We start from the raw sequence: 13,486 nt of genomic DNA, 5'->3' as shown, positions 1-13,486 counted from the left end.
GATCCTGTTGAGCGAATATCTTATGCTGCCGCTGGCCGCCCTGCCCTTCCCCAACATCGACCCGGTCATCGTCCAGATCGGACCGCTGGCGGTGCACTGGTATGGCGTCGGCTACATCGTCGGCATTCTCTTTGCCTGGTGGTATGCCAAGCGGCTCGTCACCAATGCGAGGCTCTGGCCCGACGGCACCGTGCCAATGAAGCCCGAGGACCTCGACGACTTCATCGTCTGGGCGGCCATCGGTGTGGTGCTTGGCGGGCGCACCGGCTACGTGCTGTTCTACGACCTGCCGCGCTACATCGCCCATCCGCTCGATATCGTTGCCGTCTGGCAGGGCGGCATGTCGTTCCATGGCGGGATGCTGGGCGTCATTCTCGCCATGACGCTGTTTTCCTGGTCGCGCGGCATCCGCACATGGTCGCTGTTCGATGTGGTGGCGGCTGGCGTGCCGGTCGGCCTTGGCCTTGTCCGCATGGCGAATTTCATCAACTCCGAACTCTGGGGCCGGCCGACCGACGTACCATGGGCGGTCGAATTCCCCAATGGCGGGCCATTTGCGCGCCATCCGAGCCAGATCTACGAGGCGCTGCTCGAAGGCCTGGTGCTGTTCCTGGTCCTGCGCTTCCTCACCCATTCCAGGCTCAAGCTGAAGACGCCGCGCTTCGTCGGCGGCGCCTTCATCGCCGGCTACGGTCTCTCGCGCATCTTCGTCGAATTCTTCCGCGAGCCCGACCAGCAGCTCGGCTATCTCCTCGGCACCGGCTGGCTGACCATGGGCATGGTGCTGTCGCTGCCGATGCTGCTGGCCGGCATCTGGGCGATGGCGACGGCAAAGCCGGTAACACAGCCACAGCCGGTATGACCCGACTAAAAACCCGCATCGTCAAGCTGATCGCTGCGGCGGGGCCGATCCCCGTCAACCAATACATGGCGCTTTGCCTGTTCGACCCGCAGGACGGCTACTATACGACGCGCGAGCCGTTCGGGGCTGCCGGCGACTTCGTCACCGCGCCGGAGATCAGCCAGATGTTCGGCGAGCTGATCGCTGTCTGGCTCTATGAAGCCTGGCTGGTGACCGGCCGGCCGATGCCGGTCACCATCGCCGAGATCGGCCCCGGCCGCGGCACGCTGATGAAGGACATGCTGCGCACGCTTTCGCGGCTCGATCCGGCGCTGACCGCCGGCGCATCGTTCGCCATGATCGAGACCAGCCCAAGACTGGCAGATGTCCAAAGGCAAACACTTGCCGCCACGCCGGCCACGATCGGCTGGCACGAAAGCATCGATACGCTGCCGCAGACCCCGCTTTTCATCGTCGGCAACGAATTGTTCGACGCAGTGCCGATCCGCCAGTTCGTCCGCGCCGGAACAGGCTGGCGCGAACGGATGATCGGCCTCGATGGCGCCGACGAATTGCACTTCTTCGCCGGCGCCAGCTCGGTCGATCCAACGCTGTTGCCGAACGATGCCGAAAACGCCCCACAGGGCGAGATCGTCGAGGTCGCGCCGGCCCGAGCCGCGCTGATGGCGAGCATCGCCGAGCGATTGGCCGGGCTCGGTGGCGCCGGCCTGTTCCTCGACTATGGCTACCTCCAGCCAGGGATCGGCGACACGTTGCAGGCCTTGCGCAAGCACGATCACGAAGATGTGCTGGCCAATCCGGGCGAAGCCGATCTCACCGCCCATGTCGATTTCGCCGCCCTTGCCGCAATTGTGCGGGCACACGGCCTCGATGCCCATCTCTCCACGCAAGGCGAATTCCTGGTGGAAATGGGCCTTCTCGAACGCGCCGGCCAGCTCGGCGCCAACGCCAATGAGGCGGCTCGCGAAAAGATTGCAGGCGAGGTCGAACGCCTCGCCGGCCCGCAAGCCATGGGCGACCTGTTCAAGGTGCTTGCCGTCCTGCCTGCCGGCATCGCCGTTCCGCCCTTTGCAACGGCGGATTGACTTTTCACTGCCGCCTCTCCCACTCTCCCTATTTCCGACTGTCGCCGATCTATGGAGTGTAGCTCATCTGTGGACTGTCGCGATCTTTGGACTGTCGCTTGACGAAATCGCCCACACGGACAACAACGCCGCCATGCTGAATCAGACCAAGCCGGATCCCGTTCGGTCGCCCTTGCTGGAAAAGGCGCGGGCGCAAGGCATTCGCCACGGCTATTTCACCCGCATCGGCGGCGTCTCCAGCGGCATCTATCGGGGCCTCAACATCGGCACCGGCTCAAGCGACGACCAGACGCAAGTAGCCGAGAACCGCCGCCGCGTCGCCGACTGGATGGGCGTGCCATCAAGCCATCTCTTGACCGCCCACCAAATCCATTCGCCCGACGTCGTCATCGCCAGGGAGCCCTTTTCCGGCGAGCGGCCGAAGGCCGACGCTGTCGTCACTGACCGGCCGGGCATCGCCGTCGGCGCCTCGACCGCCGATTGCGGACCGGTGCTGTTCGCCGATGCCGAAGCACGTATCATCGGCGCAACCCATGCCGGCTGGAAGGGCGCTTTGTCAGGCGTGCTGGAAAACACCATTGCGGCTATGGAAGGCCTCGGCGCCCGGCGCGAGCGCATCGTTGCGGTTCTTGGTCCTTCCATCGGCCCAGAAAAATACGAGGTAGGACCGGAATTCGTCGCCCGCTTCATCGAGGCCGACGCCGACAATATCCGCTATTTCGCGCCTTCCGCGAAACCAGGGCACGCGATGTTCGACCTCAACCTCTATACGGTCGATCGGCTTACCCGGACCGGCGTGGTCGCCGACGGGCTCGGCCGCTGCACCTATGCCGAGGAGGATCTGTTCTATTCCTACCGGCGCAGCACGCATCGCAAGGAGCCGGATTACGGGCGGCAGATTTCGGCAATCGTTTTGGAGACAGAATAATGGCGCTGCATTTCGAACGATCGGAATTTGACGCGCGGCGCGATCGGCTGATGATCGAGATCGCCGAGAAGAAACTCGATGCCGTCCTGCTGTTTGCTCAGGAGAGCATGTACTGGCTGACCGGCTACGATACTTTCGGCTTCTGCTTCTTCCAGTGCCTGGTGGTGAAGGCAGACGGTTCGATGATCCTGCTCACGCGCTCGGCCGATCTGCGCCAGGCGCGCCACACCTCGATCATCGACAACATCGTGCTGTGGACCGATCGCGACGGCGCCAATCCGGCGATCGACCTGCGCAATTTGCTCAACGATCTCGACCTGCTCGGCGCCCGCATCGGCGTCGAATACGACACCCACGGCTTGACCGCCTACAATGGCCGGCGCCTGGACGAGCAATTGCAGACCTTTGGCCAGATCGCCGACGCTTCCGGCATCGTCAACCGGCTGCGCCTGTTCAAGAGCCCGGCCGAAGTCGCCAAGGTGGAAAAGGCCGCAAATCTCGCCGACGACGCGCTGGACGCGGCCCTGCCGCTGATCAAGCAGGGTGGCGACGAAGCCTTGATCCTTGCCGCCATGCAGGGCGCGATCTTTGCCGGCGGCGGCGATTATCCGGCCAACGAGTTCATCATCGGCTCTGGCGTGGACGCGCTGCTTTGCCGTTACAAGGCCGGCCGTCGCAAGCTGGGCAAGAACGACCAGCTGACGCTCGAATGGGCCGGCGTCTTCCACCACTACCATGCGGCGATGATGCGCACGGTGCTGACCGGCAAAGTGTCGAAGCGTCACCAGGAACTGTTCGATGCTGCGCGCGCCGCACTTCTGGCGGTCGAAAAGGCGATGACGCCCGGAAATACCTTCGGCGATGTGTTTGACGCGCATGCCCGCACGCTCGAGGCGCACAACTTGACCAAACACCGGCTCAACGCCTGCGGCTATTCGCTCGGCGCCCGCTTCACCCCATCATGGATGGACATGCCGATGTTCTATCAGGGCAATCCGGAACCCATTGCGCCAAACATGACGCTGTTCGCCCACATGATCATCATGGACTCCGAAACCGAGACGGCAATGACGCTCGGCCGCACCTATCTGACGACTGAATCGCAGCCGAAACCGCTGTCCCGCCATGATCTCGACTTGATTGTGCAATGAATCCATAATGGTACGGATGCAAAGGGCGTTCATCGCCAGGGAGTTTTGAGGGAATGAGGCGATCGCACGTGACGACCGTGTCATTGCTCGCGGCGCTGGCGCTGGCCGCCTGCACCAACGCGAAGGACGTTCTCGAACCCTCGGCCATCGCCCCGCAGTCGCCAACGGCCGGAACCGGCACGGCTGCAACGCCCACCACACCTGCAACGACCGCGCAGTCTTCCGCAGCAACAGAGCCTCCCGCCCCTGCGCAGCCTGCAACCACGACCGCGCCGCCCGCAAAGAGCGCCGCCGTCATCGCACGAACCCGACTGCAGGTAGCGCCGATCGTCGGCGCCTCGGTGGAAGCCGCGACACCGCTGACCGCGGCGCTTCAAACGCGAGCCAAGCAACGCGGCATCACCTTGGCAGGCAGCGCCGGCCAGACCCCGACGCATGTGCTGAAAGGCTATTTCTCAACGATGTCGGAAGGCAAGGATACCACCGTTATCTATGTCTGGGACGTCTATGACCCGGCAGGCAACCGGCTGCATCGCATCAACGGTCAGCAGAAGGCGCCCTCGGTCAATGATGGCGAAGGCTGGGCTGCTGTCGCGCCGGAGACCATGCAGGCGATCGCCGATCAGACGATCGACCAGTTCGCCACATGGCTTGGCGGCCAAGCGGGCTGACCGGCGGGCCGACATGTTGCCGGCTTCCCTCGCCGTCGACGTTTATTGAGATTAGCCGGCGGATTCCCGATCACGACGCTTGCAATACCGGCACGGGCCGCTAAAAGCCCCGACTAAGGGGCTCAAGAGAGTCTGCCAGAGTCTCCATCCTTCACCAGGAACGGTGCATGAAGCTTTTCGCGGGCAATTCCAACAGGGTGCTGGCCGAAGCGGTCGCCCGCTATCTCAACATCCCGCTGGGCAAAGCCAGCGTCAGGCGCTTCGCCGATCAGGAAATCTTCGTCGAGATCCAGGAGAATGTGCGCGGCGAGGATGTCTTCGTCCTGCAGTCCACCTCGTTCCCGACCAACGATCACCTGATGGAACTGCTCATCATGATCGATGCCTTCATGCGCTCGTCGGCCAAGCGCATCACCGCGGTCATTCCTTATTTCGGCTATGCCAGGCAGGACCGCCGCGCCTCGGGCCGCACGCCGATCTCGGCCAAGCTGGTCGCCAACATGATCACGCGCGCGGGCGTCGATCGTGTCTTGACGCTGGATCTCCATGCCGGCCAGATCCAGGGCTTTTTCGACATCCCGACCGACAATCTCTTCTCGGTGCCGGTCATGGCCCGCGACGTGAAGGCGAAATACAAGAAGCTTGCCAATGTCATGGTCGTGTCGCCGGATGTCGGGGGCGTGGTCCGCGCCCGCGCGCTCGCCAAGCGCATCGATGCCCAGCTTGCCATCGTCGACAAGCGTCGCGAGCGCCCCGGTGAATCGGAAGTCATGAACGTCATCGGCGACGTGCGCGGCAAGGATTGCCTGCTGATCGACGACATCATCGATTCGGGCGGTACCTTGTGCAATGCGGCCGATGCACTGCTTGCCGCCGGCGCCACCAGCGTCACCGCCTACACCACCCATGGCGTTTTGTCGGGCGGCGCCATCGCCCGCATCGGCGCCTCGAAACTGCAGGAACTGGTCATCACTGATTCCATCCAGCCGACCCAGGCGGTGCTCGACGCCAGCAACATCCGCGTCATCTCCATCGCCGACCTGATGGGTGAGGCGATCTCGCGCACCGCGACCGAAGAATCGGTGTCGAGCCTGTTCGACTGAAATCTGCCAGCCTACAGCGCCGCGCGTCCAGCGGACGCGCAAAGGACGCTGTAGCACTTTGATTTTGCGCACGATCCTTTCCGAACCGAAGGTTCGGGGTCATGCGCTATCCGTTCGTCGACACCCTGATGTTGTCCCTTGACCCGCGCATATAGCCGCGCGGCGACGCTCCCAGCATGCGCTTGAACATGGTGATAAAGGCCGGCACGCTGTCATAGCCGAGGTCGAGCGCCACCCTTGTGATCGGCTCGCCGTCGGCCAGCCTCGGCAAGGCCGCGAACAGACAGGCCTGCTGGCGCCATGTCGACAGCGACAATCCGGTCTGGCGATGAAAGGCACGGGTGAAGGAACGGCGGCTCATGCCGACGATATCGGCCCATTCGTCGATTGTCGCGTGCGGCGAGGGTGCTGCGACGAAGCGCCGGCAGAGTGCCGCAAGCCTTGGATCTGAAGGAAAAGGCAGGCCGAGCGGCCGTTCCGGCAGGTTCGGGATTTCATGCAGCAGGAGGCTCATGATCAGCCCGCCGCGCCCCTCCAACTCGGCGCCCTGCGGCAGCTTTTCCGATTCCACGATCAGGCTGTGCATCAGATCTGTAATGCCGACGACGCGCAGCCCATGCGGCAGCCCCGCAATGGCGTCCGGCATCACATAGACCGAGCGCATGCTGACGTCGCCAAGCATCTCGACGGAATGCTCGGTGCCGGCAGGAATCCACATCGCATGATCGGGAGGCACCATCCAGCGCCCATGCCGCGTCGTAACCAGCACGACGCCGACAAGCGCATGCAGCAATTGACTGCGACTGTGACGGTGCTGCGGCACATGGTAGCCGTCGGGATATTCGGTCGGCAGGGCCACCGCCGGCCCGACGGCCTGCTCCAGCCACTGCCAGCGGCGCTGATGCAACTGCCCGAGATCGGTGAACTGGCCGAGATCGGTGTCGCCCGCTTTGAAGATTTCGTTGCCATGCGGCATTGGGTATTGGCCCACTCGCGAAACTATTGGACCAAACCACGAAAGAAGTCGCCCGGCAAGTGACTTATAAGGCAGCGGGGCCATAAGGGCCGCCTGCGGGAGCGTCCGCCAAAAAGACCATGGAGCCTGCCTTGACCGATACGACAGCTACCACCGCCACGCCGGCGACGGCCAGCCACACTTCGGCGCAAGCGACGGCCTTCACCGTCATCCTTGCGGTGAGCTTCTGCCATTGTGTCAACGACGTCATGCAGTCGCTGCTGTCGGCCATCTATCCGCTGCTGAAGGGCAATTACGGTCTCGATTTCTGGCAGATCGGTCTATTGACCTTCACCTTCCAGGTGACGGCGTCATTGCTGCAGCCGCTGATTGGCATGGTCACCGACAAGCGGCCGATGCCCTATTCGCTGCCCTATGGCATGGCGTCCTCGCTGATCGGCCTGATCGTGCTGGCCTATGCCGGACACTATTGGCTGCTGCTGATCGGCGCGTCGCTGATTGGCATCGGCTCGGCGATCTTCCACCCGGAATCCTCCCGCATCGCCCGCTTCGCTTCGGGCGGCAGGTTCGGCCTGGCGCAATCGCTGTTCCAGGTCGGCGGCAATCTCGGCCAGGCCATCGGGCCGCTGCTGGCCGCCTTCATCGTCGTGCCCTTCGGCCAGACCAGCATAGCCTGGTTTGCCGCCGGCTCGCTGATCGGCATCCTCGTACTGTGGCGGGTCGGCGGCTGGTACAGCCGCCTGCGCGCCTCGCTCGCCAACCGCAAGGCGGCCGGCTTCGTCTCGCCCTTCCCGCGCCGCAGGGTGATGGGCGCGCTGGCGGTGCTGACCTTGCTGGTGCTGACCAAGAACGCCTACATGGCCAGCCTCGCCAGCTACTACACCTTCTACGCCATCGATAAATTCGGCGTTTCGGTGCAGATGTCGCAAGTCATGCTGTTCCTGTTCCTGGGCGCCTCGGCGCTGGGCATCCTGCTCGGCGGCCCGTTCGGCGACCGCTACGGACAGAAGGCGATGATCTGGTTCTCTATCGTCGGCGTGCTGCCCTTTACGCTGGCCCTGCCCTACGCCAATTTCGAATGGACGATGATCCTGACCGTGCTGATCGGCCTGATCCTGTCCTCGGCCTTCTCGAACATCGTCGTCTTCGCCCAGGAGCTGGTGCCCGGCCGGGTTGGCATGATCGCCGGCATCTTCTTCGGCTTCGCCTTCGGCATGGGCGGCATCGCCGCCGCCGTGCTCGGCGTCGTCGCCGACATGAAAGGCATCGACTTCGTCTTTCAGATCTGTTCCTACCTGCCGTTGCTCGGGCTGCTGACGGTTTTCCTTCCCAACATGAGGCAAGCCAGGAAGATCGATGAAGAGACCACGATCGGTGAAGCTTGAGTTGGATTTCGGCCTTAAGCTACGCTGTCATTGCTCTCAGGAGCAGCCGTCTTCCTGCTCACCCTACGCGTGAGTATGGTCACAGGTCGATTTTTGTCGTCACGTGCCACAAAGCTTTCTAAACGCACTGATCGCAGCGACGACTCTGGAATGGACGTCCTTGTCTGAAGGAACCGGCAGAGTGTGAATGACCCGCCGGATCTGCAGATCACCGATCAGCAGGTTCAAGAACCAATCGGCCGCAATGCGCGCAGAGGGCGCGGCCAGCGCACCGCTCTCCAAGCCGCGCTGGATCAATTTCTCGATCAGCGGAAATACCGAATCGCGGCCGCCTGCGGCAATCGTCGCACCCAATTCGCCACTTTCGTCAGAAGCAGCCGCGCGGTTCAGGGAAATTGCCCGCTCACCAAGCAGCATCGAAAGGAGGATCGGAGCAACATCTTCAAGGGTTACCAGAGGATCGGCTTCGTCTCTGATTGCCGCATCCAGTGCCGCCTTCGTCGCCCTTGCATTGTTTTCGACCATCGTCTTGAACAGGCCCTTCTTGTCGCCATACCAGCGATAGAGGGTTTCATTTGACGCCTTTGCCTCTTTGGCTATGCCAAGCATGGAAGTCCCGCCGTAGCCTCTCTCCTTGAGAAGCTTGTAGGCTGCCCTCTCGATCTGTGCCCGACGCGCAGCCTTGGTGTCTTCACGCATTCCAATCCCCGAAACTGCCAATCTCCGAAACTGCCAATCGTCCAAGCTGCCAATCGTCGAAACTGCCAATCTTCGAAACTGCCAATCTTCGAAACTGCTTGACCAAAACCGTACACTTTTGTACGTATATGTGAAAGCGTACACAATGATACGGTTCTATGGAAGCAGTGATGCCTGGCATAGTGGTAGGACTGTCGGTCACATCGATCGTTTTTTCCGGGGCGATTTTCGGATTTTTCTACGCCTGGGTCTGCTCCACAATGTGGGGCCTCGACCAGACCGATCCCCGAGTGGCGATCAAGGCTATGCAGGCGATGAATGCATCGGTTCGCAACGCCGTATTCTTTCCGGCATTCTTTCTGACGCCGGTCGTTCTGGGGCTCACGGCTGCCGCGATGCTTTTCAATGGCCGCAAGTCGCCTGCGTTCTGGTTCGCTGCCGCGGCGCTCGTCTATCTGACATCGGGCCTTTTCCTCACATTGACGGTGAACGTGCCGATGAACGAGGCGTTGGCCGCAATTCCCGTTCCCAAGGATATCGAGACTGCGCGAGAGATCTGGCAGGACTATTCACAACAGTGGCAGTTCTGGAACCAGGCGCGAACCATCGCTTCAGGAATCGCTTTGGCTCTTGCTTCGGTCTGGTGAGATTGTGACCGGGAGAGCGCCCAGCAGAGCAAGGTGGCCAGCCGACATCAGGCAAGGCCGCGGTGAATGACATTGGCATGCCCTTGCCAGCAGGCGCCAACGCGCTTCCGGCGTGTGCCGCCCAGCCTGCCGCGGGCATTGCCCTGTGGCGGTTCCAGTTTCCATTCATATTCGGGCTTGGGCCGGCGACGCCGACTTTGGCTTCTGTCAGCCGCTTTCGTAGTTCATACCGTCGACATCAAGGTCTGATATCAGCCATTCGGGAAAACCGCCTTCGAACCGGCGTGAGGCCCGGCCTCGCGACCTCAGGATTGCCAGCGCGTCGGCAGAAAGGACGCACTGGACACCACGGCAATAGGCGACGATGACCTTCTCTCGTGGAAGCTCCGCAAGTCGATCCTCCAACTCAGCCACGGGAATGTTGATCGCACCCGGCAAATGCCCGGCTGCGTATTCCTCCTGCGGCCGAACGTCGAGCAGCACGACTTCGTCGTCCCGCATGCGGCGCACGAGTTCCTCGCGCGAGATGTTCTCCAGCCTGTCCGGCCGGCTCATAGTGTCATTGATAAGTTCGCGGATTTGCTCGCGCCTATGGTTCGCAAGGCTTCGCAGTGCCGCGAGCACGTCTTCGATCGGCCCATCTGCCAAACGATAGAGCACGCGTTTCCCGTCTCGCCGGGTCTGCACCAAGCCGGCCCGTTTGAGGTGTTGAAGATGCTGCGAGGTGTTGGCCAACGCGATCCCGGAAAGCTGCGTCAGCTGCTCTACCGCGACTTCGCCGTCGGCAATGTGGCGGAGGAGAACCAGCCGGTGTGCATGTCCCAGCGTTCGGGCGAGATCGGCTATTTCGTCAAAGATCGGATGATGGACGTCTGCGTTTTTCATATCGCATGGCTACCATCAATCAAACGATCAATCAATACATTGAATGAGAGGTTTTAATCGGCTAGTGTCTGACGCCGTGACAGGAGCATGGACAAGGCAGGAGCATAGAAATGAACGAGCAGGTTGAATTCGTTGTCCGCGCAGCCGGGATCGGAGCAGGAGCGACGGCAGTGATGGATCTTTGGGGGTTGTTTCTGAAGCTTGCGTTCGCAATTCCATCGCTTGATTATGCCTGGGTCGGCCGCTGGATCGGGCACTTTCCGCGAGGACGTTTCGCGCATGCGAATATCGCGCAGGCGCCCCGAATTCGTGGCGAAACGCCTATCGGATGGGTTGCGCATTACGCGATCGGCATCGTCTTTGCTGCATTGCTGATGGGAGTATGGGGCCTCGACTGGGCACGACAGCCGACATTGCTTCCTGCCCTTCTTGTCGGCATGTCCACTGTTGTCGCCCCATTCTTCATAATGCAGCCAGCTTTTGGAGCCGGAATTGCAGCCTCGAAAACGCCCAATCCGAACACTGCGCGTCTGCGCGGTCTCATGACTCATTTGTCCTTCGGGGTCGGGCTGTATGTCGCTGCGTTGCTTTCGGCACGCCTGTTTCCGGTCTGACACTGATCGATTGCGGTCGGCTTTCAGGCCGACTGCCTAGCCACACTTCCTGTTACTGGCTGATCGCAACCGGGACGGAGCCCACTTCCACCTTGGCCGGATAGGTCCTGAGATTCACACAGGGCGGCAGCCGCATTGCCGCGCCGGTGCGATAGTCGAAGGCGCCGGCGTGCTTGGGGCATTCGACCTGGTAGTCCATGACAAGCCCATCGGCGAGATGGACGGCCTCGTGCGTGCACAGGCCATCGGTGCAGAAGACCTCGTCATCGGGCGAGCGGAAGACGGCGTAGGTCTTGCCGCCATAGTCGAAGCGGCGGGCCCCTTCCTGTTCGATGTCGTCGAGGCTGCAGGCCGTAATCCAGCTGAACATTTGCTTTCCTTCGATAATGAACTGCGCAGGGAACCGTCCAGGACGGCCCGTGCAGCCGTCCTGGAGGGCTTGCTGCGGCCTAGTTCTTGTTGAGGTAGTCGGCCATGTTGGCCGGCGTGACCAGTTCGAACGGGACGTAGACGACGCGATCGACTTTCTCACCCTTGGCAAGGGCGAGTGCGGCGTCGACGCCGCCGCCGCCCTGCCCCTTGGCGTTCTGGAACACCGTCACCGCAAGATCGCCCGCCTTCATCGACTGCAGGCCATCCTGGGTGGCATCGATGCCGCCGACGACGACGTCCTTCATGTCGACGCCGTTCGCCTTCAGCGCCAGGATGGCGCCGATGGCGGATTCGTCATTGTTGGCGATGACGGCGTCCGGCGCCTGACCGGCGGTCAGCCAGTTGGTCATCAGGTTCTGCGCATTGTCGCGCGCCCACTCGGACGACTGCTTATCGACGATCTCGATGAAATTGCACATGTCGGTGCCGAAGATCTGTTCGACATCTTTCGTCCGCTGCAGCGCTGCCTGGTGAACGAGACTGCCCATGACGATGTAGGCCTTGGCGCCCGCCGACTTGCCCTTGGCGCGCAGCAGCTTGCATACCTCGAACGCCTCCAATGTGCCGGATTCAACCTCGTTGGAACCGACATAGACCTGCTTGTCGGGAAGATTGGCCATGTCGGTGGGCTCGAGATTGACGAAGACGAGCGGAATACCAGCGCCCGCGGCCTCGTCGCTGATGGTCTTGGAAGCGTTGGTGTCGACCAGCGTGACGACGATGGCATCGACGCCGTTGGCGATGAAGTTCTTCACCTGGTCGAGCTGCTTGGCGACATCGTTCTGCGCATCCTCGACCTGGATGCCGACGCCCTTTTCCTTGGCTCGGTCCTGCATTCCGTGCATCAGCAGCGTCTGGAAATTGTTGTCGAAATTGACGATGCTGACGCCGATCGTTTCTGCCATCGCAGCGGTCGACATCATTGTCGCCAACGCTGCCGAACACAGAAGTTTCTTCATGGATTTCCTCCCTCTGGACGTGGAGTGCCGGCTCACTCCTTTTTGGAATACCGGCCCTTTCGGGATCGCTGACGGCGCTATTTGGCCGCGGCGTTGGCGCGCGCCTTCTTCTTCTCGTAACGGGCCTGCATGCGGGCCTCGCCTTCCTTGCTGCCGTCGTGGAAAGTGCCGAACCACCTGTCGAACGGGATGAGGCCGTCGCCGTAGTTCACCTCGAAATATTTGTGGTGGAGGTAGTGGATGTAGGCGTGGCTATCGACGGCTTTGTCCTCGCCGAGTTCGACCTTGTCGAAGCCGACATGGCCGGGGATGGCGCCGAAGCCGGCGAAGTGAAGTTGATAGAGCGCCAGGATCGGGTTGGACGGGATGATGAGATGCCACAGCGCAACCCCGAGATAGCCGAACTGCTCGACCGGATGCATCGACAGCGACGACCATGGCGAGGGGTTCACCGAATTGTGGTGGACCGAATGCACCCATCTGTAGAGCGGCCCCCAATGGATGGCCCTGTGCAGCAGGAAGAAATGGGTCTCGTGGATGATCGGCGCCGCCAGCGCCAGGCAGAACAGGTAAACGGGGTGCTCGGCAAAGGTGAGCCACGGCACGTAGCCGTTGGCATAGGCATGGAGGATGGCGACCTCGATCGCCGTCCAGATCGGCAGCCCGGTGCCGAAGGTGCGCAGCATGTTGTCGATATTCTGGCTGCCGAAGAAAAAGGCCTTGCTCTTCTGCTCGGACGGCCATTTGCCATTGTATTTGAACCTGTTGCCCTGAGCCCGCAGGATGTAGAGCCTGAGCTCGAAGACGCCGAAGAACAATAGAAGGGCTGCGCAGTTGACGATGACGAGCCTGACGATCCAGCCCCAGGAGAGCGTCTTCATCACCGCGACATCGGGCAGCACGAACTGCCACCAGGCCACCGCCGAAAGGGCGAACAGCAGATTGTAGGGCAGGAAGTAGTGCGGCAGCCACTTCAGCAGCGCGAGCGGCCGCGGCGGAAAGACGAAGAGCGGCGCGGTGCCGGCCGGTTCGTCGGGGGCCCAGTCGCCGCGCTTGTTGCGCTTGCCGTATTTTAGGTCGTCCATATCG

At 61.9% G+C, this 13,486-nt stretch carries 15 protein-coding genes; 9 read left to right on the top strand and 6 right to left on the bottom strand.

Annotated features, from left to right (window positions below):
- The first annotated feature begins 7 nt into the window (after nt 1-7).
- From lgt to AC0L3I_RS17600, 6 genes are all read left to right on the top strand, one after another.
- A complete protein-coding gene (gene lgt / locus AC0L3I_RS17625) occupies nt 8-862 on the top strand; it encodes a prolipoprotein diacylglyceryl transferase (protein WP_473488739.1) in 855 nt (284 codons plus the stop codon).
- On the top strand, nt 859-1,947 hold the full coding sequence (locus tag AC0L3I_RS17620) for a class I SAM-dependent methyltransferase (RefSeq protein ID WP_473527722.1): 1,089 nt from the start codon (nt 859-861) through the stop codon (nt 1,945-1,947). The genes lgt and AC0L3I_RS17620 overlap by 4 nt, the downstream gene beginning before the upstream one ends.
- Nucleotides 1,948-2,080: 133 nt before the next feature.
- Nucleotides 2,081-2,875: a peptidoglycan editing factor PgeF gene (pgeF, locus tag AC0L3I_RS17615; RefSeq protein WP_473488741.1), complete on the top strand. Its 795-nt coding sequence runs from the start codon at nt 2,081-2,083 to the stop codon at nt 2,873-2,875.
- Nucleotides 2,875-4,026 carry a M24 family metallopeptidase gene (locus AC0L3I_RS17610; protein WP_473488742.1) on the top strand — a complete coding sequence of 384 codons (1,152 nt, stop codon included), beginning with the start codon at nt 2,875-2,877 and terminating at the stop codon, nt 4,024-4,026. The genes pgeF and AC0L3I_RS17610 overlap by 1 nt, the downstream gene beginning before the upstream one ends.
- A 53-nt stretch (nt 4,027-4,079) precedes the next feature.
- The gene (locus tag AC0L3I_RS17605; protein WP_473488743.1) at nt 4,080-4,697 is read left to right on the top strand and encodes a hypothetical protein; all 618 of its coding nucleotides are present in this window, start codon (nt 4,080-4,082) and stop codon (nt 4,695-4,697) included.
- Nucleotides 4,698-4,864: 167 nt separating this feature from the next.
- Nucleotides 4,865-5,800 carry a ribose-phosphate pyrophosphokinase gene (locus AC0L3I_RS17600; protein ID WP_123148470.1) on the top strand — a complete coding sequence of 312 codons (936 nt, stop codon included), beginning with the start codon at nt 4,865-4,867 and terminating at the stop codon, nt 5,798-5,800.
- Nucleotides 5,801-5,906: 106 nt separating this feature from the next.
- Here the strand turns inward: AC0L3I_RS17600 and AC0L3I_RS17595 are convergent, their stop codons facing one another.
- On the bottom strand, nt 5,907-6,776 hold the full coding sequence (locus AC0L3I_RS17595; protein ID WP_473527721.1) for an AraC family transcriptional regulator: 870 nt from the start codon (nt 6,774-6,776) through the stop codon (nt 5,907-5,909).
- A 131-nt stretch (nt 6,777-6,907) separates the two neighbouring features.
- On the opposite strand from AC0L3I_RS17595, the gene AC0L3I_RS17590 reads away from it, so the two are divergent.
- Nucleotides 6,908-8,161, top strand: a complete 1,254-nt coding sequence (locus tag AC0L3I_RS17590) for an MFS transporter (protein ID WP_473527720.1) — start codon at nt 6,908-6,910, stop codon at nt 8,159-8,161.
- Between the two features lie 99 nt (nt 8,162-8,260).
- On the opposite strand, the gene AC0L3I_RS17585 is transcribed toward AC0L3I_RS17590, so the two are convergent.
- Nucleotides 8,261-8,860, bottom strand: a complete 600-nt coding sequence (locus tag AC0L3I_RS17585; RefSeq protein ID WP_473527719.1) for a TetR/AcrR family transcriptional regulator — start codon at nt 8,858-8,860, stop codon at nt 8,261-8,263.
- Nucleotides 8,861-9,030: 170 nt separating this feature from the next.
- Between AC0L3I_RS17585 and AC0L3I_RS17580 the strand changes: the two genes are divergently transcribed.
- Nucleotides 9,031-9,507 (top strand): anthrone oxygenase family protein, encoded by a 477-nt coding sequence (locus AC0L3I_RS17580; protein WP_473527718.1) that lies wholly within the window; start codon nt 9,031-9,033, stop codon nt 9,505-9,507.
- Between the two features lie 207 nt (nt 9,508-9,714).
- Here AC0L3I_RS17580 and AC0L3I_RS17575 read toward each other — a convergent pair whose 3' ends face one another.
- Nucleotides 9,715-10,392, bottom strand: coding sequence for an ArsR/SmtB family transcription factor (locus AC0L3I_RS17575; protein WP_473488748.1), 678 nt, complete (start codon nt 10,390-10,392; stop codon nt 9,715-9,717).
- 110 nt (nt 10,393-10,502) lie between these two features.
- Between AC0L3I_RS17575 and AC0L3I_RS17570 the strand changes: the two genes are divergently transcribed.
- On the top strand, nt 10,503-11,006 hold the full coding sequence (locus AC0L3I_RS17570) for a DUF2938 domain-containing protein (protein WP_473527717.1): 504 nt from the start codon (nt 10,503-10,505) through the stop codon (nt 11,004-11,006).
- 52 nt (nt 11,007-11,058) lie between these two features.
- Here the strand turns inward: AC0L3I_RS17570 and AC0L3I_RS17565 are convergent, their stop codons facing one another.
- The 3 genes from AC0L3I_RS17565 to AC0L3I_RS17555 form a co-directional block, all read right to left on the bottom strand.
- Nucleotides 11,059-11,376: a MocE family 2Fe-2S type ferredoxin gene (locus tag AC0L3I_RS17565; RefSeq protein WP_473527716.1), complete on the bottom strand. Its 318-nt coding sequence runs from the start codon at nt 11,374-11,376 to the stop codon at nt 11,059-11,061.
- A 79-nt stretch (nt 11,377-11,455) separates the two neighbouring features.
- On the bottom strand, nt 11,456-12,397 hold the full coding sequence (locus AC0L3I_RS17560; RefSeq protein WP_473527715.1) for a substrate-binding domain-containing protein: 942 nt from the start codon (nt 12,395-12,397) through the stop codon (nt 11,456-11,458).
- Nucleotides 12,398-12,474: 77 nt separating this feature from the next.
- Complete coding sequence (locus tag AC0L3I_RS17555; protein ID WP_473527714.1) at nt 12,475-13,482, bottom strand: sterol desaturase family protein; 1,008 nt, start codon at nt 13,480-13,482, stop codon at nt 12,475-12,477.
- Nucleotides 13,483-13,486: the final 4 nt, after the last annotated feature.

It is taken from the genome of Mesorhizobium sp. WSM4840 (assembly GCF_055811755.1).
This window is presented reverse-complemented; position numbering and strand designations above follow the sequence as displayed.

What these genes read in the sequence shown, in the direction of transcription:
- AC0L3I_RS17620 (WP_473527722.1), top strand. Translation starts at nt 859, where the DNA reads ATGACCCGACTAAAAACCCGCATCGTCAAGCTGATCGCTGCGGCGGGG.
- pgeF (WP_473488741.1), top strand. Translation starts at nt 2,081, where the DNA reads ATGCTGAATCAGACCAAGCCGGATCCCGTTCGGTCGCCCTTGCTGGAA.
- AC0L3I_RS17610 (WP_473488742.1), top strand. Translation starts at nt 2,875, where the DNA reads ATGGCGCTGCATTTCGAACGATCGGAATTTGACGCGCGGCGCGATCGG.
- AC0L3I_RS17605 (WP_473488743.1), top strand. Translation starts at nt 4,080, where the DNA reads ATGAGGCGATCGCACGTGACGACCGTGTCATTGCTCGCGGCGCTGGCG.
- AC0L3I_RS17600 (WP_123148470.1), top strand. Translation starts at nt 4,865, where the DNA reads ATGAAGCTTTTCGCGGGCAATTCCAACAGGGTGCTGGCCGAAGCGGTC.
- AC0L3I_RS17595 (WP_473527721.1), bottom strand. Translation starts at nt 6,776, where the DNA reads ATGCCGCATGGCAACGAAATCTTCAAAGCGGGCGACACCGATCTCGGC.
- AC0L3I_RS17585 (WP_473527719.1), bottom strand. Translation starts at nt 8,860, where the DNA reads ATGCGTGAAGACACCAAGGCTGCGCGTCGGGCACAGATCGAGAGGGCA.
- AC0L3I_RS17580 (WP_473527718.1), top strand. Translation starts at nt 9,031, where the DNA reads ATGCCTGGCATAGTGGTAGGACTGTCGGTCACATCGATCGTTTTTTCC.
- AC0L3I_RS17575 (WP_473488748.1), bottom strand. Translation starts at nt 10,392, where the DNA reads ATGAAAAACGCAGACGTCCATCATCCGATCTTTGACGAAATAGCCGAT.
- AC0L3I_RS17570 (WP_473527717.1), top strand. Translation starts at nt 10,503, where the DNA reads ATGAACGAGCAGGTTGAATTCGTTGTCCGCGCAGCCGGGATCGGAGCA.
- AC0L3I_RS17565 (WP_473527716.1), bottom strand. Translation starts at nt 11,376, where the DNA reads ATGTTCAGCTGGATTACGGCCTGCAGCCTCGACGACATCGAACAGGAA.
- AC0L3I_RS17560 (WP_473527715.1), bottom strand. Translation starts at nt 12,397, where the DNA reads ATGAAGAAACTTCTGTGTTCGGCAGCGTTGGCGACAATGATGTCGACC.
- AC0L3I_RS17555 (WP_473527714.1), bottom strand. Translation starts at nt 13,482, where the DNA reads ATGGACGACCTAAAATACGGCAAGCGCAACAAGCGCGGCGACTGGGCC.